The 24,969-nt window shown below is 70.6% G+C and carries 22 protein-coding genes; 19 read left to right on the top strand and 3 right to left on the bottom strand.

Annotation, left to right across the window (positions count from 1 at the left end; translation table 11 throughout):
- The first annotated feature begins 9 nt into the window (after nt 1-9).
- The 10 genes from pdxT (at nt 10) to relA (ending at nt 10,767) form a co-directional block, all read left to right on the top strand.
- Entirely contained in the window at nt 10-618 is a 609-nt protein-coding gene (pdxT, locus tag ACFW47_RS18960) for a pyridoxal 5'-phosphate synthase glutaminase subunit PdxT (protein WP_386286244.1), read from the top strand.
- A gap of 47 nt (nt 619-665) precedes the next feature.
- Nucleotides 666-1,418 (top strand): YebC/PmpR family DNA-binding transcriptional regulator, encoded by a 753-nt coding sequence (locus ACFW47_RS18955; protein WP_386286245.1) that lies wholly within the window; start codon nt 666-668, stop codon nt 1,416-1,418.
- 104 nt (nt 1,419-1,522) lie between these two features.
- Nucleotides 1,523-2,080, top strand: a complete 558-nt coding sequence (gene ruvC, locus ACFW47_RS18950; RefSeq protein ID WP_386286246.1) for a crossover junction endodeoxyribonuclease RuvC — start codon at nt 1,523-1,525, stop codon at nt 2,078-2,080.
- Nucleotides 2,077-2,682 (top strand): Holliday junction branch migration protein RuvA, encoded by a 606-nt coding sequence (gene ruvA, locus ACFW47_RS18945; RefSeq protein ID WP_217254668.1) that lies wholly within the window; start codon nt 2,077-2,079, stop codon nt 2,680-2,682. The genes ruvC and ruvA overlap by 4 nt, the downstream gene beginning before the upstream one ends.
- A gap of 20 nt (nt 2,683-2,702) precedes the next feature.
- Complete coding sequence (ruvB, locus tag ACFW47_RS18940) at nt 2,703-3,776, top strand: Holliday junction branch migration DNA helicase RuvB (protein WP_386306393.1); 1,074 nt, start codon at nt 2,703-2,705, stop codon at nt 3,774-3,776.
- Nucleotides 3,777-3,952: 176 nt separating this feature from the next.
- Entirely contained in the window at nt 3,953-4,465 is a 513-nt protein-coding gene (gene yajC, locus ACFW47_RS18935) for a preprotein translocase subunit YajC (protein ID WP_386306392.1), read from the top strand.
- A gap of 133 nt (nt 4,466-4,598) precedes the next feature.
- Nucleotides 4,599-6,392 carry a protein translocase subunit SecD gene (gene secD, locus ACFW47_RS18930; RefSeq protein ID WP_386286249.1) on the top strand — a complete coding sequence of 598 codons (1,794 nt, stop codon included), beginning with the start codon at nt 4,599-4,601 and terminating at the stop codon, nt 6,390-6,392.
- Between the two features lies 1 nt (nt 6,393).
- Entirely contained in the window at nt 6,394-7,506 is a 1,113-nt protein-coding gene (secF, locus tag ACFW47_RS18925) for a protein translocase subunit SecF (protein ID WP_386286250.1), read from the top strand.
- Nucleotides 7,503-8,051, top strand: coding sequence for an adenine phosphoribosyltransferase (locus ACFW47_RS18920; RefSeq protein ID WP_386286251.1), 549 nt, complete (start codon nt 7,503-7,505; stop codon nt 8,049-8,051). The genes secF and ACFW47_RS18920 overlap by 4 nt, the downstream gene beginning before the upstream one ends.
- 172 nt (nt 8,052-8,223) lie before the next feature.
- Nucleotides 8,224-10,767, top strand: a complete 2,544-nt coding sequence (relA, locus tag ACFW47_RS18915) for a GTP pyrophosphokinase (protein ID WP_386286252.1) — start codon at nt 8,224-8,226, stop codon at nt 10,765-10,767.
- A gap of 66 nt (nt 10,768-10,833) precedes the next feature.
- Here relA and ACFW47_RS18910 read toward each other — a convergent pair whose 3' ends face one another.
- Both ACFW47_RS18910 and ACFW47_RS18905 read right to left on the bottom strand, forming a co-directional pair.
- Nucleotides 10,834-12,063 (bottom strand): DUF349 domain-containing protein, encoded by a 1,230-nt coding sequence (locus ACFW47_RS18910; protein WP_386286253.1) that lies wholly within the window; start codon nt 12,061-12,063, stop codon nt 10,834-10,836.
- Between the two features lie 135 nt (nt 12,064-12,198).
- Nucleotides 12,199-13,032 carry a peptidylprolyl isomerase gene (locus ACFW47_RS18905; RefSeq protein ID WP_386286254.1) on the bottom strand — a complete coding sequence of 278 codons (834 nt, stop codon included), beginning with the start codon at nt 13,030-13,032 and terminating at the stop codon, nt 12,199-12,201.
- Between the two features lie 183 nt (nt 13,033-13,215).
- Here ACFW47_RS18905 and ACFW47_RS18900 point away from each other — a divergent pair, with 183 nt between their 5' ends.
- From ACFW47_RS18900 to rpsD, 5 genes are all read left to right on the top strand, one after another.
- Entirely contained in the window at nt 13,216-13,923 is a 708-nt protein-coding gene (locus ACFW47_RS18900) for an MBL fold metallo-hydrolase (RefSeq protein WP_386286255.1), read from the top strand.
- Between the two features lie 11 nt (nt 13,924-13,934).
- Nucleotides 13,935-15,197 carry a histidine--tRNA ligase gene (gene hisS, locus ACFW47_RS18895; protein WP_386306390.1) on the top strand — a complete coding sequence of 421 codons (1,263 nt, stop codon included), beginning with the start codon at nt 13,935-13,937 and terminating at the stop codon, nt 15,195-15,197.
- Between the two features lie 194 nt (nt 15,198-15,391).
- The gene (locus ACFW47_RS18890; protein ID WP_386286257.1) at nt 15,392-16,054 is read left to right on the top strand and encodes a vitamin K epoxide reductase family protein; all 663 of its coding nucleotides are present in this window, start codon (nt 15,392-15,394) and stop codon (nt 16,052-16,054) included.
- Between the two features lie 66 nt (nt 16,055-16,120).
- On the top strand, nt 16,121-17,476 hold the full coding sequence (locus ACFW47_RS18885) for a replication-associated recombination protein A (protein WP_386286258.1): 1,356 nt from the start codon (nt 16,121-16,123) through the stop codon (nt 17,474-17,476).
- A gap of 291 nt (nt 17,477-17,767) precedes the next feature.
- Entirely contained in the window at nt 17,768-18,382 is a 615-nt protein-coding gene (gene rpsD, locus ACFW47_RS18880) for a 30S ribosomal protein S4 (RefSeq protein WP_030185023.1), read from the top strand.
- 32 nt (nt 18,383-18,414) lie between these two features.
- On the opposite strand, the gene ACFW47_RS18875 is transcribed toward rpsD, so the two are convergent.
- Nucleotides 18,415-20,604: an ATP-binding protein gene (locus tag ACFW47_RS18875; protein ID WP_386306389.1), complete on the bottom strand. Its 2,190-nt coding sequence runs from the start codon at nt 20,602-20,604 to the stop codon at nt 18,415-18,417.
- 172 nt (nt 20,605-20,776) lie between these two features.
- On the opposite strand from ACFW47_RS18875, the gene ACFW47_RS18870 reads away from it, so the two are divergent.
- The 4 genes from ACFW47_RS18870 (at nt 20,777) to ruvX (ending at nt 24,855) form a co-directional block, all read left to right on the top strand.
- Nucleotides 20,777-21,220, top strand: coding sequence for a DUF948 domain-containing protein (locus ACFW47_RS18870; protein ID WP_386286260.1), 444 nt, complete (start codon nt 20,777-20,779; stop codon nt 21,218-21,220).
- A 7-nt stretch (nt 21,221-21,227) separates the two neighbouring features.
- A complete protein-coding gene (locus ACFW47_RS18865) occupies nt 21,228-21,584 on the top strand; it encodes a hypothetical protein (protein WP_386286261.1) in 357 nt (118 codons plus the stop codon).
- On the top strand, nt 21,584-24,253 hold the full coding sequence (gene alaS / locus ACFW47_RS18860) for an alanine--tRNA ligase (RefSeq protein ID WP_386306387.1): 2,670 nt from the start codon (nt 21,584-21,586) through the stop codon (nt 24,251-24,253). Before ACFW47_RS18865 ends, alaS begins: the two co-directional genes overlap by 1 nt.
- Nucleotides 24,254-24,390: 137 nt before the next feature.
- Entirely contained in the window at nt 24,391-24,855 is a 465-nt protein-coding gene (gene ruvX, locus ACFW47_RS18855; RefSeq protein WP_386306501.1) for a Holliday junction resolvase RuvX, read from the top strand.
- Nucleotides 24,856-24,969 lie beyond the last annotated feature (114 nt).

Genomic DNA, 24,969 nt, shown 5'->3' with positions numbered 1-24,969 from the left:
ACCGATCCCATGAGTGACACCCCCGTCATCGGCGTCCTGGCCCTCCAGGGCGACGTACGGGAGCACCTCGTCGCCCTGGCCGCGGCCGACGCCGTGGCCAGGCCGGTGAGGCGCCCCGAAGAGCTCGCCGAGGTCGACGGCCTGGTCATCCCCGGCGGCGAGTCCACCACCATCTCCAAACTGGCCGTCCTCTTCGGAGTGATGGAGCCCCTGCGCGCACGCGTGCGGGACGGCATGCCGGTCTACGGCACCTGCGCCGGCATGATCATGCTGGCCGACAAGATCCTCGACCCGCGCTCCGGGCAGCAGACGGTCGGCGGCATCGACATGATCGTGCGCCGCAACGCCTTCGGACGGCAGAACGAGTCCTTCGAGGCGGCCGTCGACGTCAAGGGCGTCGGGGGCGAGCCCGTGGAGGGCGTCTTCATCCGCGCCCCCTGGGTGGAGTCCGTGGGCGCCTCGGCCGAGGTGCTCGCCGAGCACGACGGCCACATCGTCGCCGTCCGCCAGGGCAACGCGCTGGCCACGTCGTTCCACCCGGAGCTGACCGGCGACCACCGCGTGCACCGCCTCTTCGCCGACATGGTGCGCGCGAACCGGGCCCCGGAGTCCTTGTAGGATTCCTCCGTTCGTACAAAGACGGGTTACGCGAAGGAGACAGGCAGATGTCCGGCCACTCTAAATGGGCCACGACGAAGCACAAGAAGGCCGTCATCGATGCCAAGCGCGGCAAGCTCTTCGCGAAGCTGATCAAGAACATCGAGGTCGCGGCCCGCATGGGCGGTGCCGACATCGACGGCAACCCGACGCTGTACGACGCCATCCAGAAGGCGAAGAAGCAGTCGGTCCCGAACAAGAACATCGACTCCGCGGTCAAGCGCGGCGCCGGTCTCGAGGCCGGCGGCGCCGACTACGAGACGATCATGTACGAGGGCTACGGTCCGAACGGTGTCGCGGTGCTCATCGAGTGCCTCACCGACAACCGCAACCGCGCCGCCTCCGACGTCCGCGTCGCCATGACCCGCAACGGCGGCTCCATGGCCGACCCCGGCTCGGTGTCGTACCTGTTCAACCGCAAGGGCGTCGTGATCGTCCCCAAGGGCGAGCTCGGCGAGGACGACGTCCTCGGCGCCGTCCTGGACGCGGGCGCCGAGGAGGTCAACGACCTCGGCGAGTCCTTCGAGGTGCTCAGCGAGGCCACCGACCTGGTCGCGGTCCGCACGGCCCTCCAGGACGCCGGCATCGACTACGAGTCCGCCGACGCCAACTTCGTCCCGACCATGCAGGTCGAGCTGGACGAGGAGGGCGCCCGGAAGATCTTCAAGCTGATCGACGCCCTGGAGGACAGCGACGACGTGCAGAACGTCTTCGCCAACTTCGACGTGAGCGACGAGGTCATGGAGAAGGTCGACGCGTAACGCGTCCACTGGCTCAGCGGGCCGACGGGACACACCCCGTCGGCCCGCCGCTTTGTCAGTGCCACCCGATAGCCTGCACAAACAGGTGATCGATGGGAGGGGACGTGCGCGTACTGGGGGTGGACCCCGGACTGACCCGCTGCGGCGTGGGGGTCGTCGAGGGTGTCGCGGGCAGACCGCTCACCATGGTCGGCGTGGGCGTCGTCCGCACGCCGGCGGACGCGGACCTCGGCCACCGCCTCGTCGCCGTCGAGCAGGGCATCGAGCAGTGGATCGACGAGCACCGGCCGGAGTTCGTCGCCGTGGAGCGCGTCTTCAGCCAGCACAACGTCCGCACCGTCATGGGCACCGCCCAGGCCAGCGCCGTGGCCATCCTGTGCGCCTCCCGCCGCGGCATCCCCGTCGCCCTGCACACTCCGAGTGAGGTCAAGGCCGCCGTCACCGGCAGCGGCCGCGCGGACAAGGCGCAGGTCGGCGCCATGGTCACGCGTCTGCTGCGGCTCGCGGCGCCGCCCAGGCCCGCCGATGCCGCCGACGCCCTCGCCCTCGCCATCTGCCACATCTGGCGCGCCCCCGCACAGAACCGGCTCCAGCGGGCCGTGGCCCTGCACGCGTCCCGTGCCCCCCGCACCCCGCACGTCCCGAAAGGCCGTACGACATGATCGCCTTCGTCAGCGGCACCGTCGCCGCCCTCGCCCCCGACGCCGCGGTGGTCGAGGTCGGCGGCGTCGGCATGGCCGTCCAGTGCACGCCGAACACGCTCTCCACGCTCCGCCTCGGCAAGCCCGCCAAGCTCGCCACCTCCCTCGTCGTGCGCGAGGACTCGCTCACCCTCTACGGCTTCGCCGACGACGACGAGCGCCAGGTCTTCGAGCTCCTCCAGACCGCCAGCGGCGTGGGCCCCCGCCTGGCGCAGGCGATGCTGGCCGTGCACAGCCCGGACGCCCTGCGCAGGGCGGTGTCGACCGGCGACGAGAAGGCGCTCACCGCCGTCCCCGGCATCGGCAAGAAGGGCGCCCAGAAACTGCTGCTGGAGCTGAAGGACCGCCTCGGCGAACCGGTCGGCGCCCCCGCCGTCGGCGCCCCGGTCAGCACCGGCTGGCGCGACCAGCTGCACGCCGCCCTGATCGGCCTGGGGTACGCCACCCGCGAGGCCGACGAGGCCGTCACCGCCGTGACGCCCCAGGCCGAGGCCGCCGAGGGCACGCCCCAGGTGGGACAGCTGCTGAAGGCGGCCCTCCAGACGCTCAACCGCGCCCGATAGCCGGCTAGGAGACTCACACCGTGAACTGGGACGACGACACGACCGGCACCGAAGCCGCCGAGCGGCTGGTGGGCCCGGCCGCCGACGGCGAGGACCAGGCCGTCGAGGCCGCCCTGCGCCCCAAGGACCTGGGCGAGTTCATCGGCCAGGAGAAGGTCCGCGAGCAGCTCGACCTCGTCCTGCGGGCCGCCCGCGCGCGGGGGGCGACCGCCGACCACGTCCTGCTCTCGGGCGCCCCCGGCCTCGGCAAGACCACCCTCTCGATGATCATCGCGGCCGAGATGGGCGCCCCCATCCGGATCACCTCCGGTCCCGCCATCCAGCACGCCGGCGACCTCGCGGCGATCCTCTCCTCCCTCCAGGAGGGAGAGGTCCTCTTCCTCGACGAGATCCACCGCATGTCACGGCCCGCCGAGGAGATGCTCTACATGGCGATGGAGGACTTCCGCGTCGACGTCATCGTCGGCAAGGGGCCGGGCGCCACCGCCATCCCCCTGGAGCTGCCCCCCTTCACCCTCGTCGGCGCCACCACCCGAGCCGGACTGCTGCCGCCCCCGCTGCGCGACCGCTTCGGCTTCACCGCCCACATGGAGTTCTACGGACCGGCCGAACTGGAACGGGTGATCCACCGCTCCGCCGGCCTGCTCGACGTCGAGATCGACCCGGCCGGCGCCGCCGAGATCGCCGGCCGTTCCCGCGGCACCCCCCGCATCGCCAACCGCCTGCTGCGCCGGGTCCGCGACTACGCCCAGGTCAAGGCCGACGGCCTGATCACCCAGGAGATCGCCGCCGCCGCCCTCGCGGTCTACGAGGTCGACGCCCGGGGCCTGGACCGGCTGGACCGGGGCGTGCTGGAGGCCCTGCTCAAGCTGTTCGGCGGCGGCCCGGTCGGCCTGTCCACGCTCGCCGTAGCCGTGGGGGAGGAGCGTGAGACAGTGGAAGAGGTCGCCGAACCGTTCCTCGTACGGGAGGGCCTGCTGGCCCGCACACCGCGCGGACGGGTGGCGACCCCGGCGGCATGGGCGCATCTCGGCCTCACCCCGCCACGTGCGCAGAGTTCCGGAAACGGACAACAGGACTTGTTCGGGACGTGACGGCACCGTCACGAAGAGGACATTCGCCGGAGCAGGAACCCCGGTGCCATGCTGAGCGTTGTTCCATGCGCGCGGACTCGCTTAGACTCCGCCGATGCCGCCCTTGTCGGCGGCGCACACACCCCCAACCATCAGGCCGCTCACCAATTGCGGTCGTGTGAAGGAAGTACCGACCCGTGAGTCTCGTGACCCTCCTCCCGTTCATCGTGCTCATCGGGGCCATGTTCCTGATGACCCGGTCGGCGAAGAAGAAGCAGCAGCAGGCCGTCGACATGCGGAACCAGATGCAGCCCGGTTCCGGCGTCCGCACCATCGGGGGCATGTACGCCACGGTCAAGGAGGTCAACGACGACACGGTCCTCCTTGACGCCGGCCCGGGTGTGGAGCTGCTCTTCGCCAAGAACTCCATCGGTGCCGTCCTCACGGACGAGGAGTACAACCGCATCGTCCACGGCATCGAGCACGACCTGAAGTCCGACTCCGACATCGTCCCGGACGATGCCTCCTCCCTCACCGGGACCGACGCCTCCGCCGACGACGCTGCCGCCTCCGGCGACAAGTCCGTCGACCTCGGCAAGAAGGACGCCGACGACACGCCGGCCGACGAGCCGACGGCCGGCGCCACGTCCGCCGAGGCCAAGACCGACGAGCAGGCGAAGAAGTCCGACGGCGGTTCCGAGGCGAAGTAAGCCGTGCTCCGGGGTGTGCGGACCGTTCCCGCGCACCCCGTGCGATGCGCGGCTCGCACGGATCCCGACACCATGTGATGGCCGCCGGTGACGCCTACCCGGCGCGACGCGGCCCGAGAGGGAGTACGCAAAGGTGGTAGCACCTAAAAAGGGAAAGAATGCGAGCGCTCAGAGTAAGCCCGGGCGCTCGCTGGCCCTGATTCTGATCGCCATCGTGGCGCTCACCGGAGGCATGTTCGCCTCCGGGCACACGACTCCGCGTCTCGGTATCGACCTCGCCGGCGGCACGAGCATCACGCTCCGTGCGGTCCCGGAAGAGGGCCAGAAATCGGCGATCAACAAGACCAACATGAACACCGCGGTCGGCATCATGGAGCGCCGTGTCAATGGTCTGGGTGTGTCCGAAGCCGAGGTTCAGACCCAGGGCGACCGGAACATCATCGTCAACATTCCCAAGGGCACGAATTCCGAGAAAGCCCGGGAGCAGGTCGGCACCACCGCCAAGCTCTACTTCCGCCCGGTCGTAGCCACGGAGCTGTCCGGCCCCGGCGCGACCGGCAGCCCCTCGCCGAGCGCCACCGGCAACGCCTCCGGCGAGCCGACGGACAAGGCGACCGACGGCGCGGCCGACAAGGACAAGGCCACCGACGGCGGCAAGGCGAGCGACACGCCGTCCGACGCCGCCTCGGCGAGCGCCAGCCCACAGGGCCGGGCCGCCAGCGACGCCCTCAAGGCCGACCCCAGCCCCTCCGGCGAGCCGTCCGGCGACGCCTCCCCGTCTCCGAGCGCCTCCGGCGACGACGCGGCCGCCAAGCTGCAGGAGCAGTACGCGAAGCTGGACTGCACCGACGCGGACGCCCGCGCCAAGGCCGGTGACGGTTCCAAGCCCGGCGAGTCGATGGTCGCCTGCGGTCAGAACGCGCAGGGCCAGTGGCAGAAGTACATCCTCGGCCCCGCCGCGGTCGACGGCACGGACGTCGACGAGTCCGAAGCCGTACTGAACACCCAGACCGGTGCCGGCTGGACCGTGACGATGAGGTTCACGGACGAGGGCGCCAAGAAGTTCGCCGACATCACCGGCAAGCTCGCTCAGAACCAGTCCCCGCAGAACCAGTTCGCCATCGTCCTGGACAACGAGGTCGTCTCCGACCCCTACGTCAGCCAGGCGCTCACCGGCGGCAGCGCGGAGATCTCCGGCAACTTCGACCAGGAAGAGGCCGAGGGCCTCGCCAACATGCTCTCCTACGGTGCCCTGCCGCTGACCTTCAAGGAGGACAGCGTCACGACCGTCACCGCCGCGCTCGGCGGTGATCAGCTCAAGGCCGGTCTGATCGCCGGTGCGATCGGCCTGGCCCTGGTCATCCTCTACCTGCTGGTGTACTACCGCGGCCTGTCGTTCATCGCCATCGCCTCGCTCTTCGTCTCCGCGGGGCTCACGTACGTGATCATGTCGCTGCTCGGCCCGGCCATCGGCTTCGCGCTGAACCTGCCGGCCGTGTGCGGTGCCATCGTCGCGATCGGCATCACGGCGGACTCGTTCATCGTGTACTTCGAACGCGTCCGCGACGAGATCCGGGAGGGCCGCTCGCTGCGACCCGCCGTCGAGCGGGCCTGGCCGCGCGCCCGGCGCACCATCCTGGTCTCCGACTTCGTCTCCTTCCTCGCCGCCGCGGTCCTGTTCGTCGTCACCGTCGGCAAGGTCCAGGGCTTCGCGTTCACGCTCGGCCTGACCACCCTGCTCGACGTGGTGGTGGTGTTCCTCTTCACCAAGCCGCTGCTGACGCTGATGGCCCGCCGCAAGTTCTTCGCGAGCGGCCACAAGTGGTCCGGCCTCGACCCGAAGAGCCTGGGCGCCAAGCCGCCGCTGCGCCGCACCCGCCGTCCCGCGCGCACCGTCGCCGGCCCCGTCGACCCGAAGGAGGCGTGAGATGGGGAAGCTCGGCAACCTCGGCGCCCGGCTGCACCACGGCGAGATCGGCTACGACTTCGTCAAGAACCGCAAGCTCTGGTACGGCATCTCGATCCTGATCACCATCACGGCCATCGTCGGCCTGGCGGTGCGCGGTCTGCACATGGGCATCGAGTTCCAGGGCGGCGCGGTCTTCACCACCCCGAAGAACATGAGCACCTCGGTCTCCCAGGCCGAGAGCTACGCGGAAGAGGCCTCGGGCCACGACGCGATCGTCCAGAAGCTCGGCGACGGCAGCCTCCGCATCCAGATCGCGGGCACCGACACCGAGGCCTCGGACCAGATCAAGGAAGAGCTCTCCAAGGACCTCGACGTCCCCGCGGAGAAGATCAACGCCGACCTGGTCGGCCCCAGCTGGGGTGACCAGATCGCCAACAAGGCGTGGCAGGGCCTCGGGATCTTCATGGTCCTCGTGGTCATCTACCTGGCCATCGCCTTCGAGTGGCGCATGGCGATGGCAGCGTTCGTCGCGCTGATCCACGACATCACCATCACCGTCGGCATCTACGCCCTCGTCGGCTTCGAGGTCACCCCCGGCACGGTGATCGGTCTGCTCACGATCCTCGGTTACTCGCTGTACGACACGGTCGTCGTCTTCGACAGCCTCAAGGAACAGACGAGAGACATCACCAAACAGACCCGCTGGACCTACGCCGAGATCGCCAACCGTTCGATCAACAGCACGCTGGTCCGCTCCATCAACACCACGGTGGTCGCGCTGCTGCCGGTGGCGGGCCTGCTGTTCATCGGCGGTGGTGTCCTCGGCGCCGGCATGCTCAACGACATCTCCCTGTCGCTGTTCGTGGGCCTCGCGGCCGGCGCGTACTCGTCGATCTTCATCGCCACGCCGCTCGTCGCCGACCTCAAGGAGGCCGAGCCGCAGATGAAGTCCCTCAAGAAGCGTGTCCTCGCCAAGCGCGCCCAGGCCGCGGCCAAGGGAGAGCCGGTGGAGTCCGACGCCGACGAAGCGGCCGACGAGCCCGACGACGCGGCGCCCGCCGTCGTCGGACCCCGCAACCAGCCCGCCTCCCGCGCCCGAGGCCGCGGCCGTCCCTCGGGGAAGGGCCGATGACCGAGACGACCGATATCACGGAGCTGCTGCTCAGCCGCATCCGGGACGTGGAGGACTACCCGGAGCCGGGCGTGATGTTCAAGGACATCACCCCGCTCCTGGCGGACCCCGAGGCCTTCGCCGTACTCACCGACGCGCTCGCCGAGGTGGCCCGGGACACCGGTGCCACCAAGGTCGTGGGTCTGGAGGCACGCGGCTTCATCCTGGGCGCCCCCGTGGCGCTGCGGGCGGGCCTCGGCTTCATCCCCGTACGCAAGGCGGGCAAGCTCCCCGGAGCGACCCTCAGCCAGGCCTACGACCTTGAGTACGGCTCCGCCGAGATCGAGGTGCACGCCGAGGACCTGGCCGCGGGCGACCGGGTGCTGGTCGTCGACGACGTCCTCGCCACCGGCGGTACCGCCGAGGCGTCCGTGGAGCTCATCCGCCGGGCCGGTGCCGAGGTCTGTGGCCTCGCCGTCCTGATGGAGCTGGGTTTCCTGGGCGGCCGGGCCCGCCTGGAGCCGGCCCTGACCGGGGCGCCGCTGAAGGCGCTGCTCACGGTCTGAGCCCACGTACCGCACACCTGGGGCGGGCCCGGAGGAATCCGGCGCCCGCCCCAGGCGTTTCACGGGTTGACGGCCCTCACATTGGCCTGAAGGCGGTCCCGGGGTGCAGGATCGCTACCATGGGGACTCCGGAGCCTGACCGGGGGACCCGGATCGCGCACGAGGAGTCCTCTTGCCAGACGAGGCCCAGCCACTGACCGCCGCAAAGCCCGAGTCCGCCTCGGCGCCCGCGGCGAAGCCCGCGCCGAGCGGGCCCCAGGCGAAGAACGACACCCGCGGGCCGATCCAGCACGCCCCGTCCGCGCCCGTCGACAAGCCGGCCGAGCAGCAGCCGCGTCCCAAGCCCATGCCGCCCGAGCGTGAACGCAACGCGCCCGTGGTGCGCACCCCCGCCGGGCAGCCCGCCCGCTCCGGCTCCTCCAACCGCGTCCGTGCCCGCCTCGCCCGCCTCGGCGTGCAGCGCGCCAATCCGTACAACCCGGTCCTGGAGCCCCTGCTGCGGATAGTGCGCAGCAACGACCCCAAGATCGAGGCGGCGACGCTGCGCCAGATCGAGCGCGCCTACCAGGTCGCCGAACGCTGGCACCGCGGCCAGAAGCGCAAGAGCGGCGACCCGTACATCACGCACCCGCTCGCCGTCACCACCATCCTCGCCGAACTGGGCATGGACCCGGCCACGCTCATGGCGGGCCTGCTGCACGACACCGTCGAGGACACCGAGTACGGCCTGGAGGACCTGCGCCGCGACTTCGGCGACGTCGTCACCCTCCTCGTCGACGGCGTGACCAAGCTCGACAAGGTGAAGTTCGGCGAGGCCGCGCAGGCCGAGACCGTGCGCAAGATGGTCGTCGCCATGGCGAAGGACCCGCGCGTCCTGGTCATCAAACTCGCCGACCGCCTGCACAACATGCGCACGATGCGCTACCTCAAGCGGGAGAAGCAGGAGAAGAAGGCGCGCGAAACCCTGGAGATCTACGCGCCGCTCGCCCATCGCCTGGGCATGAACACCATCAAGTGGGAGCTGGAGGACCTCGCCTTCGCGATCCTCTACCCCAAGATGTACGACGAGATCGTCCGCCTGGTCGCCGAGCGTGCCCCCAAGCGCGACGAGTACCTGGCGATCGTCACCGACGAGGTCCAGCAGGACCTGCGCGCGGCCCGTATCAAGGCGACCGTCACCGGCCGGCCCAAGCACTACTACAGCGTCTACCAGAAGATGATCGTCCGCGGCCGTGACTTCGCGGAGATCTACGACCTGGTGGGCATCCGCGTCCTGGTGGACACCGTCCGCGACTGCTACGCGGCGCTCGGTACGGTCCACGCCCGCTGGAACCCGGTCCCGGGGCGGTTCAAGGACTACATCGCGATGCCCAAGTTCAACATGTACCAGTCGCTGCACACGACGGTCATCGGGCCCAACGGCAAGCCGGTCGAGCTGCAGATCCGCACCTTCGACATGCACCGCCGCGCGGAGTACGGCATCGCCGCGCACTGGAAGTACAAGCAGGAGGCCGTCGCCGGCGCCTCCAAGGTCCGCTCCGACGCGCCCAAGTCCTCCGGCAAGGGCAAGGACGACCACCTCAACGACATGGCGTGGCTGCGCCAGCTCCTCGACTGGCAGAAGGAGACCGAGGACCCCGGCGAGTTCCTGGAGTCCCTGCGCTTCGACCTCTCCCGCAACGAGGTCTTCGTCTTCACGCCCAAGGGCGACGTCATAGCGCTCCCGGCCGGGGCCACGCCCGTGGACTTCGCCTACGCGGTCCACACCGAGGTCGGCCACCGGACCATAGGGGCACGGGTCAACGGCCGTCTCGTCCCGCTGGAGTCCACCCTCGACAACGGCGACCTGGTGGAGGTCTTCACCTCCAAGGCGGCCGGCGCGGGTCCCTCCCGCGACTGGCTCGGCTTCGTCAAGTCGCCGCGCGCCCGCAACAAGATCCGCGCCTGGTTCTCCAAGGAGCGCCGCGACGAGGCGATCGAGCAGGGCAAGGACTCCATCGTCCGCGCGATGCGCAAGCAGAACCTGCCGATCCAGCGCATCCTGACCGGCGACTCCCTGGTCACCCTCGCGCACGAGATGCGCTACTCGGACATCTCCGCGCTGTACGCGGCGATCGGCGAGGGCCACGTCTCCGCGCAGAACATCGTGCAGAAGCTGGTCCAGGCGCTCGGCGGCGAGGAGGCGGCCACCGAGGAGATCGACGAGTCGGTCCCGCCGGCCCGCGGTCGCGGCCGCAAACGCCGCACCAGTGCCGACCCGGGCGTCGTCGTCAAGGGCGTCGAGGACGTGTGGGTCAAGCTGGCCCGCTGCTGCACACCCGTCCCCGGCGACCCGATCATCGGCTTCGTCACCCGCGGCAGCGGCGTCTCCGTCCACCGCAGCGACTGCGTGAACGTGGACTCGCTCTCCCGCGAGCCCGAGCGCATCCTCGAGGTCGAGTGGGCGCCCACCCAGTCCTCCGTCTTCCTGGTCGCCATCCAGGTCGAGGCCCTGGACCGCTCCCGGCTCCTCTCGGACGTCACCCGCGTGCTGTCCGACCAGCACGTCAACATCCTCTCCGCGGCCGTCCAGACCTCCCGCGACCGTGTGGCCACCTCCCGCTTCACCTTCGAGATGGGCGACCCGAAACACCTGGGCCACGTCCTGAAGGCCGTACGCGGCGTGGAGGGCGTCTACGACGTCTACCGGGTGACATCGGCGCGCAGGCCGTCGTAGGCCGCGACAGACACGAGAGAGGGGCTTCCGTACGACGCGTACGGAAGCCCCTCTCTCGTGAACCCGTCAGCCGCCGAACTCGTGCAGCCCCTTCAGCGCCTGGTCCAGCAGGGCCTGCCGGCCCTCCAGCTCACGCTCCAGCTTGTCGGCCTTCGCGTTGTTGCCCTGGGCGCGGGCCTGCTCGATCTGGCCCCTGAGCTTGTCGACGGCGGCCTGCAGCTGACCGGTCAGGCCCTCGGCACGCGCGCGTGCCTCAGGGTTCGTCCGGCGCCACTCGGCCTCCTCGGCCTCCTGGAGGGCCCGCTCCACGGCGTGCATCCGGCCCTCGACCTTGGGCCGGGCGTCGCGCGGCACGTGGCCGATGGCCTCCCAGCGCTCGTTCACCGAGCGGAACGCGGCGCGGGCCGCCTTCAGGTCGGTGACCGGCAGGAGCTTCTCGGCCTCCTCGGCCAGCTCCTCCTTGAGCTTGAGGTTCTCCGCCTGCTCGGCGTCACGCTCGGCGAAGACGGAGCTGCGGGCGGCGAAGAACACGTCCTGGGCGCCGCGGAAGCGGTTCCACAGGTCGTCCTCGTGCTCGCGCTGCGCGCGGCCCGCGGCCTTCCACTCGGACATCAGGTCGCGGTAGCGCGCGGCCGTAGGCCCCCAGTCCGTCGAGTTCGACAGCGCCTCCGCCTCGGAGACCAGCCGTTCCTTGGTCTTGCGGGCCTCCTCGCGCTGGGCGTCCAGCTGGGCGAAGTGCTGCTTGCGCCGCTTGGAGAACGCCGACCGCGCGTGCGAGAAACGGTGCCACAGCTCGTCGTCGGACTTGCGGTCCAGCCGCGGCAGACCCTTCCAGGTGTCCACCAGGGACCGCAGCCGCTCACCGGCCGACCGCCACTGGTCGGACCGGGCCAGCTCCTCGGCCTCGGCGACCAGCGCCTCCTTGGCGGCGCGCGCCTCGTCGGACTGCTTCGCCCGCTGGACCTTCCGCTCCTCGCGGCGCTTCTCCACCAGCTCGACGAGCTTGTCCAGCCGGGTCCGCAGCGCGTCCAGGTCGCCCACCGCGTGGTGCGCGACGACCTGCTCCCGCAGGTGGTCGATGGCGGTCTGGGCGTCCTTCGCCGACAGGTCGGTGGTCTTCACGCGCTTCTCGAGGAGGCCGATCTCGACAACCAGGCCTTCGTACTTGCGCTCGAAATAGGCCAGCGCCTCCTCGGGGGAGCCCGCCTGCCAGGAACCGACGACCTTCTCGCCGTCGGCCGTACGCACGTACACGGTCCCCGTCTCGTCGACGCGGCCCCACGGGTCGCTGCTCACAGCGCCTCCTCCACATGATGCCTGCGGAGGGCTTCGCTACCCCCGGGCATCGTCCACAGTTTCGTCACGGCCAACATAGGCGACCGGCGGGGGGCCTGTCCGCATCCCGCGCGACCGAACTTTCGCTGATGAGGGTCAGGATTTCGTGACGGTGGCCTTGTCGATGACGACCGTCGCGTTGGGCGCGGTGTTGCCGGTCGTCGGGTCCGCGGGCTGGGATCCGGCGGACGCGATCTTCTTCAGGACCGTCATGCCCTCGTCCGAGATCGTGCCGAACGGGGTGTAGCTCGGCGGCAGCTGGCTGTTCTGGTACACGAGGAAGAACTGGCTGCCGCCGGAGTCCGGCTGACCGGTGTTCGCCATCGCCACCGTACCCGCCGGATACATGTTGTCCTTGAGGCTCTTGTCCTTCAGGTTCTCGTCCGGGATGTTGTAGCCCGGGCCGCCGTTGCCCTGGGCGGTGGGGTCGCCGCACTGGAGCACGTAGATGCCCTCGGTGGTGAGCCGGTGGCACTTGGTGTGGTCGAAGAAGCCCTTGCCCGCCAGGAAGTTGAACGAGTTGACGGTGTGCGGAGCCGCCTTCGCCTTCAGCGCGATGTCGATGTCGCCGCAGGTGGTCTCCAGCTTCATCGTGTACTTCGCCGACTCGTCGATGGTCATCGCAGGTTCCTTCTCCCAGGTCTGCGTCTTGACCTTGCCCTCGGCCGGCTTGTCGCACGGGTCCGGCGCCTTGCTGGACGCGGAGGCGCTCGGGGTGACCTCCGCGCTCGCGTTCGTCTTGCTGTCGTCGTCCTTCAGGACCACGCCCGTCGTGTACAGCGCGACACTGCCGATCAGGATCACGCCGAGCACCGACGCGATCGCGGCGTTGCGCATGCGCGCCCTGCGCCGCGCGGACGTGCGCCGCTGCTGCTGCCGCAAGAACTTCTCCCGGGCGAGCTGACGCCGCCGCTGCTCCTGGCTGACCACCGGGTTCTCTCCTCATGCGTCTTCGTGTGCCGACCGGTACGCGTGGGTGCGATGAGCCGACCGTGGGCGTGTAGCCCCGTACCGTATATGGGTTCGCTGAGGAATCGGCACCGCCGGTAGGCTCTGACCATGGGCGCGACCCGTTCGCAAGCCCACCCGTACCGACACAAACGAAGGACGATCGTGCTCATTGCCGGGTTCCGCGCCGGAGCATGGGGGACGAACTGTTATCTCGTCGCCCCGGCCGCCGGTGAGGAGTGCGTGATCATCGACCCGGGCCACCAGGCGGCCCCCGGAGTCGAGGAAGCGATCAGGAAGCATCGGCTCAAGCCCGTCGCCGTCGTCCTCACCCACGGCCACATCGACCACGTGGCCTCGGTCGTCCCGGTGTGCGGCGCGCACGACGTGCCCGCCTGGATCCACCCCGAGGACCGCTACATGATGAGCGACCCCGAGAAGGGGATCGGCCGCACGATCGGCATGCCGCTCATGGGCGAGCTGACCGTCGGGGAGCCGGACGACGTCAAGGAGCTGACCGACGGCGCGCGGCTGGAGCTGGCCGGCCTGACCCTGTCGGTCGCGCACGCGCCGGGCCATACCAAGGGGTCGGTGACCTTCGGCCTCCCCGAGGCGGCGGACATCCCGCCGATCATGTTCTCGGGCGACCTGCTGTTCGCCGGCTCCATCGGACGCACCGACTTCCCCGGTGGCTCCATGGACGACATGCTCGAGTCCCTGGCCCGCGTGGTCCTGCCGCTCGACGACTCCACCGTGGTGCTGCCCGGGCACAACGAGTACACGACCATCGGCCAGGAACGCGCCACCAACCCGTATCTGCGGCAAGTGGCCGCCGGCCAGGGCGCCCCGGACGCGCCCCGACGAGGAATGTGACGAGACCTTCCGTGAGCACCTTCAAGGCCCCCAAGGGCACGTACGACCTGCTGCCGCCCGACTCCGCCAAGTTCCTGGCGGTCCGCGAGGCGATCGCCGCCCCGCTGCGCAACTCGGGCTACGGCTACATCGAGACGCCCGGCTTCGAGAACGTCGAGCTCTTCGCGCGCGGTGTCGGTGAGTCGACCGACATCGTGACCAAGGAGATGTACGTCTTCGAGACCAAGGGCGGCGACCGCCTCGCCCTGCGCCCGGAGACCACCGCCCCCGTGCTGCGCGCGGTCCTCGAGGCCAACCTGCACAAGGCGGGCAACCTGCCGGTCAAGGTCTGGTACTCCGGCTCGCAGTACCGCTACGAGCGCCCCCAGAAGGGCCGTTACCGCCACTTCTCCCAGGTCGGCGCCGAGGCGATCGGTGCGGAGGACCCGGCGCTCGACGCCGAACTGATCATCCTCGCCGACCAGTCGTACCGCGCGCTCGGCCTGCAGAACTTCCGCATCCTCCTCAACTCCCTGGGCGACAAGGAGTGCCGCCCGGTCTACCGCGCCGCGCTCCAGGACTTCCTGCGCGGCCTGGACCTGGACGAGGAGACGCTGCGCCGCGCGGAGATCAACCCGCTGCGCGTCCTGGACGACAAGCGCCCGGAGGTCCAGAAGCAGCTCACCGACGCCCCGCTGCTGCGCGACTACCTGTGCGACGCCTGCAAGGCGTACCACGAGGAGGTCCGCGAACTGATCACGGCGGCCGGCGTCGTCTTCGAGGACGACCCGAAGCTGGTGCGCGGCCTGGACTACTACACCCGCACGACGTTCGAGTTCGTCCACGACGGTCTCGGCTCCCAGTCCGCGGTGGGCGGCGGCGGCCGCTACGACGGACTGTCCGAGATGATCGGCGGCCCGTCCCTCCCGTCCGTGGGCTGGGCCCTCGGCGTCGACCGCACCGTCCTCGCCCTGGAGGCGGAGGGCATCGAACTGGACATCCCGTCCGCGACCTCCGTCTTCGCGGTCCCGCTGGGCGAGGAGGCCCGCCGGATCCTGTTCGCCAAGGTCACCGAGTTGCGCAAGAACGGCGTCGCCGCCGACTTCTCGTACGGCGGCAAGGGCCTGAAGGCCGCGATGAAGGCCGCCAACCGCTCCGGCGCCCGCTACGCCCTGGTCCTCGGCGAGCGCGACCTCGCCGAGGGCGTCGTCCAGCTCAAGGACATGGAGTCCGGCGAACAGACCGCGATCGGCGTCAACGAGATCGTCGCGGAACTGGAGTCGCGGCTCGGCTAACACAGCGGCACCCTCCGGGGGTACGCGCATTCGCTCGCGCGTGCCCCGGGGGAACGGGTGGTGGCCGAAAGGCGCCGCTCAGGAGTGATCGCCGACCCGTTCATAGGTTCATCGAACGGTGGTCATACAGGCCCGTGCGGCACAATGGCCCCTGCCCGAAGCAGGTCCGACCCTCCAGTGACGGAATCGGCGTGATGAGCAAGACGACAGTGAAGGACGTCTCCACCGTGGCAGAGTCCGCGCCGGACCCCGGCGCCCGCACCCCGCGCGCAGAGGGCGGCAGCCGAGCCCTCGCACTGCTGCTGGTGATCACGGGCGCGGCCGGTCTGCTCGCTGCCTGGGTCATCACGATCGACAAGCAGAAGATCCTCGAGGCCAAGATCGCCGGCACCACCTTCACCCCCGGCTGCAGCCTCAACCCGGTCGTCTCCTGCGGCAACATCATGGAGAGCGACCAGGCCTCCGTCTTCGGCTTCCCCAACCCGATGCTCGGCCTCGTCGCCTACGGCATGGTCGTCTGCGTCGGCATGAGCCTGCTCGGCCGCGCCCGCTTCCCGCGCTGGTACTGGCTCACCTTCAACGCCGGCACGCTCTTCGGTGTGGGCTTCTGCACCTGGCTGCAGTTCCAGTCCCTGTACCGGATCAACTCGCTGTGCCTGTGGTGCTGCCTCGCCTGGGTCGCGACGATCCTGATGTTCTGGTACGTGACCTCGTTCAACGTCCGCAAGGGCTTCCTGCCCGCGCCGGGCTGGCTCAGGAGCTTCTTCGGCGAGTTCACCTGGGTCCTGCCGGTGCTGCACATCGGCATCATCGGCATGATGATCCTGACCCGCTGGTGGGACTTCTGGACCAGCTGACCGGCCTGGTGCGCCGGGCCCACCGTGCGCGCCGGGTTGTCAGTGCGGTGATTTAGGGTTCAGAGCGTGGAGCCCGACCTGTTCACCGCAGCAGCAGAAGAACGCCAGGAGAAGGACCCGACCGGCAGCCCCCTCGCCGTGCGGATGCGCCCGCGCACCCTCGACGAGGTCGTCGGCCAGCAGCACCTGCTCAAGCCCGGTTCCCCCCTGCGCCGACTGGTCGGAGAGGGCGGCTCCGGCCCCGCGGGCCCCTCCTCGGTCATCCTCTGGGGACCGCCCGGCACCGGCAAGACCACGCTGGCGTACGTCGTCTCCAAGGCCACCAACAAGCGCTTCGTGGAGCTGTCGGCGATCACCGCGGGCGTCAAGGAGGTCCGCGCGGTCATCGACGGCGCCCGCCGCGCGGTCGGCGGGTACGGCAAGGAGACCGTTCTCTTCCTCGACGAGATCCACCGCTTCAGCAAGGCCCAGCAGGACTCCCTCCTCCCGGCCGTGGAGAACCGCTGGGTCACCCTCATCGCCGCCACCACCGAGAACCCGTACTTCTCGGTGATCTCCCCCCTGCTCTCCCGCTCCCTCCTCCTCACCCTCGAACCGCTCACCGACGACGACGTCCGGGGCCTGCTGCGCCGCGCCCTGACCGACGAACGCGGCCTGGGGGAGGCCGTCACGCTCCCCGAGGACACCGAGGACCACCTGCTGCGCATCGCCGGCGGTGACGCCCGCCGCGCGCTGACCGCGCTGGAGGCCGCCGCCGGGGCCGCCCTCGACAAGGGCGAGAGCGCGGTCACCCTGGCGACGCTGGAGGAGACCGTCGACCGGGCCGCGGTGAAGTACGACCGCGACGGCGACCAGCACTACGACGTCGCCAGCGCCCTGATCAAGTCCATCCGAGGCTCCGACGTGGACGCCGCCCTGCACTACCTGGCCCGGATGATCGAGGCCGGCGAGGACCCCCGGTTCATCGCCCGCCGCCTGATGATCTCCGCCAGCGAGGACATCGGCCTCGCCGACCCGAACGCCCTGCCAATCGCCGTGGCCGCCGCCCAGGCCGTCGCCATGATCGGCTTCCCCGAGGCCGCTCTCACCCTCAGCCACGCCACCATCGCCCTGGCTCTCGCCCCCAAGTCCAACGCCGCCACCACCGCCATCGGCGCCGCCCTGGACGACGTGCGCAAGGGGCACGCCGGGCCGGTCCCGGCCCACCTGCGCGACAGCCACTACAAGGGCGCCGGAAAGCTCGGGCACGGGCAGGGGTACGTGTACCCGCACGACCTGCCGGAGGGCATCGCCGCCCAGCAGTACGCCCCGGACGAGCTGAAGGACCGCACCTACTACACCCCGACCCGGCACGGCGCCGAGGCCAGGTACGCGGACGCGGTGGAGTGGACCCGAGGGCACCTCGGTCGCAAGCGGTCCTGAGCAGCCTGTAGAATCGCCCGGAGTGCCGAGTCCCGTGCAGTCAGAACGGGACAACCGGCCGGAACCCTTCGGGGTTCCAGGAGCGTCGCGCACCGTCGATGGTGTCGCGGGCAGCCCACCACCACCCGGAGATCCGGGACAGGTCGGTGGGCCACTCGCGTGCTGCACGTATGTGCCCAGACCAGGGGAGCGGCTGCCCGGCAGGTCCCACGCGGACCCGGCGGGTTTCCCCGGCTGCGGATTGCGACCTCCCTCAACCCTGACAAGCCGGAGAACTAGGAAAGAGACACAGTGGCGAACCAGTCCCGCCCCAAGGTCAAGAAGTCGCGTGCCCTCGGCATCGCGCTGACGCCGAAGGCCGTCAAGTACTTCGAGGCCCGCCCCTACCCGCCGGGTGAGCACGGCCGCGGCCGCAAGCAGAACTCGGACTACAAGGTCCGTCTGCTCGAGAAGCAGCGTCTGCGCGCGCAGTACGACCTCAGCGAGCGCCAGCTCGTCCGTGCCTACGAGCGTGCCTCCAAGACCAACATGAAGACCGGTGAGGCCCTGGTCATCGAGCTCGAGCGCCGCCTCGACGCGCTGGTCCTGCGTTCGGGCATCGCCCGCACGATCTACCAGGCCCGCCAGATGGTCGTCCACGGCCACATCCAGGTCAACGGGCAGAAGGTCGACAAGCCGTCCTTCCGCGTCCGTCCGGACGACGTCGTGCAGGTGCGCGAGCGCTCCAAGGAGAAGACCCTCTTCACGATCGCCCGTGAGGGTGGCTTCGCCCCCGACGGCGAGACCCCGCGCTACCTCCAGGTGAACCTCAAGGCCCTGGCGTTCCGCCTGGACCGCGAGCCGAACCGCAAGGAGATCCCGGTGATCTGCGACGAGCAGCTCGTCGTCGAGTACTACGCCCGCTGATCCCAGCCCCGGCGCAGTACACCCGCGGTACCTCAGCCCGCCGTCTCCCCGCCCTTCCGGGTGGGCGAGGCGGCGGGCTTCGCCCACCCCGCGCCCGCAGCGGTCCGGCGCCCGCTCCCGCGCGGCACGGGCAGCGGGACCGGCGCCGTCCCCGGCCGCCTGAGCGCCCGCGTCACCACCTCCCGGCGGCCGAGCCGCGCTCCGTGCCGTACGCACTCCTCGTAGCGCTCGTCGCCCAGCTGCTCCCGCGCCGCCGCCTCGCACAGCTCGTGCGGGGCGTTGTAGTGCGCCGAACCGAACAGCGGCAGCCCCACCGACGGCCACATCCGCGCCGCCCCGCCCTGCAGCACCGCCGCCTCCGCGGCGTCGCCCTCCGCCACGGTGACCAGGGCCAGCAGCTCCACCGCCAGCACCGATCCCAGCTGGTCCCGGAAGCGGTGCGCACCGCGCAGACAGTCGACCAGCAACTCGCGGGCCCGCACCGGCTCACCGTCGTTCCAGGCCGCGTAGGCCAGCACGTACAGGGCGTAGCCCCGGGCCCAGCGCTCCCCGTGGTCCTCGCACACCAGGCGCACGTCCTCGCACAGGCGCACCGCGTCCGGCAGGTCGCCCTGGAACGCCAGGGTCATCGCCAGCTCCACCTGCCCCATCAGGACGTTGCTGTTGAGCTCGCCGATCTCCCGGTAGCGGTGCAGCGCCGAGCGCAACAGCGTCTCCGCGCGCGGCATGTCGTCCGTGACCAGCGCCAGACAACCGGTGCGGTGCTCCGCGTAGGCCACCGCCGTCGGGTTGGCCGACCGCTCGGCCTCCTCCCGGCACTCCTGGAGCGCCGCGAACGCGTGCGCGGTGTCGCCCTGGAGGACCGCCACGTAGCCGAGCACCCACAGCGCCTTGAGCCGGGACTGCTCGCCCGCCGTGCCCTCCGCCTCCAGCCGCACCGCCCGCTCCAGCCACCGCCGCCCCTCCGACAGCCGTCCGCAGCCGACCCAGTGGAACCACAGGGCACCCGCGAGGTACTGGCCCAGGTGCGCCTCGTCCGGCTCGGTCAGCGAGTGCTCCAGGGCCCCGCGCAGGTTCGGCAGCTCCGCTTCCACCCGCGCGGCGACCTCCAGCTGGCGCGGCGAGAACCACTCGAGCTCGCACCAGGTCGCCAGGCCCACGAACCAGTCCCGGTGCCGGCGCCGCAGCCGCGCCGCGTCCCCCGTCGCCTCCAGCCAGTCGGCGCCGTAGGCCCGCACCGTGTCGAGCATCCGGTAGCGCACTCCGGCCGGGGTCTCCTCGCGGGCCAGCAGGGACTGGGTGAGCAGCGCGGACAGGACGTCCAGCACCTCGTCGGCGGGCAGTCCGTCGCCGCTGCACACGTACTCGGCCGCCTCCAGGTCGAACGAGCCGGTGAACACCGACAGCCGCGCCCACAGCAGCCGCTCCCCGGGCGTGCACAGCTCGTGACTCCAGCCGATCGCCGTGCGCAGCGTCCGGTGCCGGGGGAGCGCGGTGCGGTCCCCGCCGGTCAGCAGGCGGAACCGGTCGTCCAGCCGTTGCAGCATCTGCCGCGGGGACAGCGCGCCGAGCCGGCCCGCCGCCAGTTCGATGGCCAGCGGAATGCCGTCCAGGCGCCGGCACAGCTCGCGCACCTCTTCCCGGTCCTCGTCCAGGGCGTGACCGCGGCCGGACCCCGCGTGCCGCTGCCCCGCCCGGACCGCCAGCAGCTCCACCGCCTCCTCCGGCCGCAGCGGAGCCAGCGGCAGCACCCGCTCCCCGGCCACCGCCAACGGCCTGCGGCCCACGGCCAGCACCCGCAGGCCGGGGGAGCGGCCCAGCAGCTCGGCCACCAGCGAGGCACACGCGTCCACCAGGTGCTCGACCCCGTCCAGGACCAGCAGCAGCTCCCGGTCGGCGAGGTGCGCGAGCAGCGTCTCGCGCGGCAGCCGGGTGGTGTGGTCGACCAGGCCCAGCGCCTCCACCACCGCGTAGTCGACGAACTCCTCGTCGCGCACCGGCGACAGATCCACCCGCCACACCCCGTCCCGGGGCGCGCACCGCGCGGCGGTCCGCACCGCCAGACGGGACTTCCCGACACCGCCCGCCCCGGTCACCGTCACCAGCCGCGCCGAGCCCAGCGCCCGGGCCAGCTCCGCGAGTTCCGCGGCTCTTCCCACGAAGGCGTCCAGTTCCAGCGGGAGGTTGCCGTGGGGGATGCGGTCGCGCCGAAGGTCTCGCATGAGACACGGAGCGTACTGAACCGTATTCACTCCGTACAATCGCTTCGCCCGACTCCCTCGTTCTCCCCAGGACGCGGACGGTAATCCGGTACGGAGCCCCGCGCCCGGCGCGATAGGCTCGGTACACGACTTTTTGATGTTCAGGCACGTCTTTCAGGGAGCGGGTGCGGCAGTGTCCGGTGGCGAGGTGGCCGGGATCCTGGTGGCCGTCTTCTGGGCGATCCTGGTCTCCTTCCTCGCCGTGGCACTGGCGAGGCTGGCCCAGACGCTCAGGGCGACCACCAAGCTGGTGGCGGACGTGACCGACCAGGCCGTCCCGCTGCTGGCCGACGCCTCGTCGGCGGTGCGTTCCGCGCAGACCCAGATCGACCGCGTCGACGCGATCGCCTCGGACGTCCAGGAGGTCACGTCGAACGCCTCGGCGCTGTCCACCACCGTGGCCTCCACCTTCGGCGGCCCCCTGGTCAAGGTCGCCGCGTTCGGGTACGGCGTGCGCCGGGCACTCGGCGGCCGCAAGGAGGACGGGCCCGCGGGCCCGGCCAAGCAGCCGCGGCGCACCGTGATCGTCGGCCGTACGATCCCGGCCGCGCGGCGGATGAAGCGGAAGAAGGACTGATCCAGCGATGTTCCGCCGTACGTTCTGGTTCGGCACCGGTGTCGCCGCCGGTGTGTGGGCCACCACAAAGGTCAACCGGAAGCTCAAGCAGCTCACCCCGGACAGCCTCGCCGCGACCGCGGCGAACAAGGCGCTGGACGCGGGTACCCGGCTCAAGGACCGCGCGGTGGGCTTCGCCCTCGACGTCCGCGAGAACATGGCCCAGCGGGAGGCCGAACTGGACGACGTGCTCGGGCTGAACGCCCCCGTCGACCGTGAACTGCCCGCACTGCGGCACCACGCCGCCATCGAGAACCGCAACGACCCGAAGTCCGTCGTCGACGTCAGGACGACGTACTCGTACAACCGGAATGAGGACCACTGATGGAGTCGGCCGAGATTCGTCGCCGCTGGTTGAGCTTCTTCGAGGAGCGCGGTCACACCGTCGTCCCTTCGGCGTCGCTCATCGCGGACGACCCGACTCTGCTCCTCGTCCCGGCCGGCATGGTGCCGTTCAAGCCCTACTTCCTGGGTGAGGTCAAGCCGCCCTTCGACCGCGCCACCAGCGTGCAGAAGTGCGTGCGCACGCCGGACATCGAAGAGGTCGGCAAGACCACGCGCCACGGCACGTTCTTCCAGATGTGCGGCAACTTCTCCTTCGGCGACTACTTCAAGGAAGGCGCCATCAAGCTCGCCTGGGAGCTGCTCACCAGCGCCCAGGACAAGGGCGGTTACGGCCTCGACCCCGAGCGCCTGTGGATCACCGTCTACGAGGACGACGACGAGGCCGAGCGCATCTGGCACGACGTCGTCGGCGTCCCCTCCGAGCGCATCCAGCGCCTGGGCAAGAAGGACAACTACTGGGACATGGGCGTCCCCGGCCCGTGCGGCCCCTGCTCCGAGATCAACTACGACCGCGGCCCCGAGTTCGGCGTCGAGGGCGGCCCGGCCGTCAACGACGAGCGGTACGTGGAGATCTGGAACCTCGTCTTCATGCAGTACGAGCGCGGCGAGGGTCCCGGCAAGGACTACCCGATCCTCGGGGACCTGCCGAGCAAGAACATCGACACGGGTCTCGGCCTGGAACGCCTCGCCATGATTCTGCAGGGCGTGCAGAACATGTACGAGATCGACACCTCCATGGCCGTCATCAAGAAGGCCACCGAGCTGACCGGCGTGGCCTACGGCGACGCCCAGGCCTCGGACGTCTCCCTGCGCGTGGTCACCGACCACATGCGCACCTCCGTGATGCTCATCGGTGACGGCGTCACCCCGGGCAACGAGGGCCGCGGCTACGTACTGCGCCGCATCATGCGCCGTGCCATCCGCAACATGCGCCTGCTCGGCGCCACCGGTCCGGTCGTCAAGGACCTGATCGACGTCGTGATCGGCATGATGGGGCAGCAGTACCCCGAGCTGATCACCGACCGCGAGCGGATCGAGAAGGTCGCCCTCGCCGAGGAGAACGCCTTCCTCAAGACGCTGAAGGCCGGCACCAACATCCTCGACACCGCCGTGAGCGACACCAAGGCCGCCGGCGGGACCGTCCTCGCCGGCGACAAGGCGTTCCTGCTCCACGACACCTGGGGCTTCCCGATCGACCTCACCCTGGAGATGGCCGCCGAGCAGGGGCTGTCCGTGGACGAGGACGGGTTCCGGCGCCTGATGAAGGAGCAGCGGGAGCGCGCCAAGGCCGACGCCCAGGCCAAGAAGACCGGCCACGCCGGCGCCGGCGCCTACCGCGAGATCGCCGACCAGGCCGGTGCCACCGACTTCGTCGGCTACACGGACACCGAGAGCGAGTCCACGATCGTCGGCATCCTCGTAGACGGTGCCTCCTCCCCGGCCGCCACCGAGGGCGACGAGGTCGAGATCGTCCTCGACCGCACCCCGTTCTACGCCGAGGGCGGCGGCCAGATCGGCGACACCGGCCGGATCAAGGTCGACTCCGGTGCCGTCATCGAGGTGCGCGACTGCCAGAAGCCGGTGCCGGGCGTCTACGTGCACAAGGGCGTCGTGCAGGTCGGTGAGATCACCGTCGGCGCCAAGGCCCACGCCTCCATCGACGACCGGCGCCGCAAGGCCATCGCCCGCGCCCACTCGGCCACCCACCTCACCCACCAGGCCCTGCGCGACGCCCTCGGTCCGACGGCCGCCCAGGCCGGTTCGGAGAACCAGCCCGGCCGCTTCCGCTTCGACTTCGGCTCGCCGGCCGCCGTGCCGACGGCCGTGATGACCGACGTCGAGCAGAAGATCAACGAGGTCCTCGCCCGGGACCTGGACGTGCGCGCCGACGTCATGGGCATCGACGAGGCCAAGAAGCAGGGCGCCATCGCCGAGTTCGGCGAGAAGTACGGCGAGCGCGTGCGCGTCGTGACCATCGGTGACTTCTCCAAGGAGCTGTGCGGCGGCACCCACGTGCACAACACCGCCCAGCTCGGCCTGGTCAAGCTGCTCGGCGAGTCGTCCATCGGCTCCGGCGTGCGCCGCATCGAGGCCCTGGTCGGTGTGGACGCCTACAACTTCCTCGCCCGCGAGCACACGGTCGTCGCCCAGCTCCAGGAGCTGATCAAGGGCCGCCCGGAGGAGCTTCCGGAGAAGGTCTCCGCCATGCTCGGCAAGCTGAAGGACGCCGAGAAGGAGATCGAGAAGTTCCGCGCCGAGAAGGTCCTCCAGGCCGCCGCCGGTCTCGCCGAGTCCGCCAAGGACGTACGCGGCGTGGCCGTCGTCACCGGCCGGGTCCCGGACGGCACCACCGCCGACGACCTGCGCAAGCTCGTCCTCGACGTACGCGGCCGCATCCAGGGCGGCCGGGCCGCCGTGGTCGCGCTGTTCACCACGGTGGGCGGCAAGCCGCTCACGGTCATCGCCACCAACGACGCCGCTCGCGACCGCGGTCTCAAGGCCGGTGACCTGGTGCGCACCGCCGCCAAGACCCTCGGCGGCGGCGGTGGCGGCAAGCCGGACGTCGCCCAGGGCGGCGGCCAGAACCCGGCCGCCATCGGCGAGGCCGTCGACGCCGTCGAGCGCCTCGTGGCGGACACCGCCAAGTGAGCGGCGCGGCGAACGGCCGGATGGACGACGGCCGGATGGACCAGCGGGCGGACCGCCGGGCGGATGACCGTACGAACGGCCGGACGGACGAGCCTGCGGGCAGCCGGACGGATGATCGGACGGACGCCGGTCCGGCCATGCGCCGCGGCCGCCGCCTGGCCATTGACGTCGGGGACGCCCGCATCGGGGTCGCCTCCTGCGACCCCGACGGGATCCTCGCCACCCCGGTGGAGACCGTCCCCGGCCGCGACGTCCCGGCGGCGCACCGCCGGCTGCGCGCGCTGGTCGAGGAGTACGAGCCGATCGAGGTCGTCGTCGGCCTCCCTCGCTCCCTCAAGGGGGGCGAGGGCCCGGCCGCGGCCAAGGTCAGGCGCTTCGCACAGGAGCTGGCCCGGGGCGTCGCGCCGGTCCCGGTCCGGCTCGTCGACGAGCGGATGACGACGGTGACGGCGACCCAGGGACTGCGCGCCTCGGGCGTGAAGTCGAAGAAGGGCCGTTCCGTCATCGACCAGGCCGCCGCTGTGATCATCCTCCAGCAGGCCCTGGAATCCGAACGGGTGTCAGGCAGGCCACCCGGCGAGGGCGTCGAAGTGGTCATCTGATCGCGATACGGTAACGTTCCGCGCGATGCGGAGGCATTCGAACAGCCACCGCACAGCAAGAGGCGGAACGGAAGCCGGCCCCCATGACAGGTCGCGCGCGCCCCCGCCTCGCGG

Origin of the sequence: Streptomyces sp. NPDC058796 (assembly GCF_042745235.1) — a bacterium.
Lineage (GTDB): Bacteria > Actinomycetota > Actinomycetes > Streptomycetales > Streptomycetaceae > Streptomyces.
Note: the sequence above shows the minus strand (reverse complement) of the source record. Positions and strands in the feature narration are given on the sequence as shown.

What these genes read in the sequence shown, in the direction of transcription:
- pdxT (WP_386286244.1), top strand. Translation starts at nt 10, where the DNA reads ATGAGTGACACCCCCGTCATCGGCGTCCTGGCCCTCCAGGGCGACGTA.
- ACFW47_RS18955 (WP_386286245.1), top strand. Translation starts at nt 666, where the DNA reads ATGTCCGGCCACTCTAAATGGGCCACGACGAAGCACAAGAAGGCCGTC.
- ruvA (WP_217254668.1), top strand. Translation starts at nt 2,077, where the DNA reads ATGATCGCCTTCGTCAGCGGCACCGTCGCCGCCCTCGCCCCCGACGCC.
- secF (WP_386286250.1), top strand. Translation starts at nt 6,394, where the DNA reads ATGGGGAAGCTCGGCAACCTCGGCGCCCGGCTGCACCACGGCGAGATC.
- ACFW47_RS18920 (WP_386286251.1), top strand. Translation starts at nt 7,503, where the DNA reads ATGACCGAGACGACCGATATCACGGAGCTGCTGCTCAGCCGCATCCGG.
- ACFW47_RS18890 (WP_386286257.1), top strand. Translation starts at nt 15,392, where the DNA reads ATGAGCAAGACGACAGTGAAGGACGTCTCCACCGTGGCAGAGTCCGCG.
- ACFW47_RS18875 (WP_386306389.1), bottom strand. Translation starts at nt 20,604, where the DNA reads ATGCGAGACCTTCGGCGCGACCGCATCCCCCACGGCAACCTCCCGCTG.
- ACFW47_RS18865 (WP_386286261.1), top strand. Translation starts at nt 21,228, where the DNA reads ATGTTCCGCCGTACGTTCTGGTTCGGCACCGGTGTCGCCGCCGGTGTG.
- alaS (WP_386306387.1), top strand. Translation starts at nt 21,584, where the DNA reads ATGGAGTCGGCCGAGATTCGTCGCCGCTGGTTGAGCTTCTTCGAGGAG.
- ruvX (WP_386306501.1), top strand. Translation starts at nt 24,391, where the DNA reads ATGCGCCGCGGCCGCCGCCTGGCCATTGACGTCGGGGACGCCCGCATC.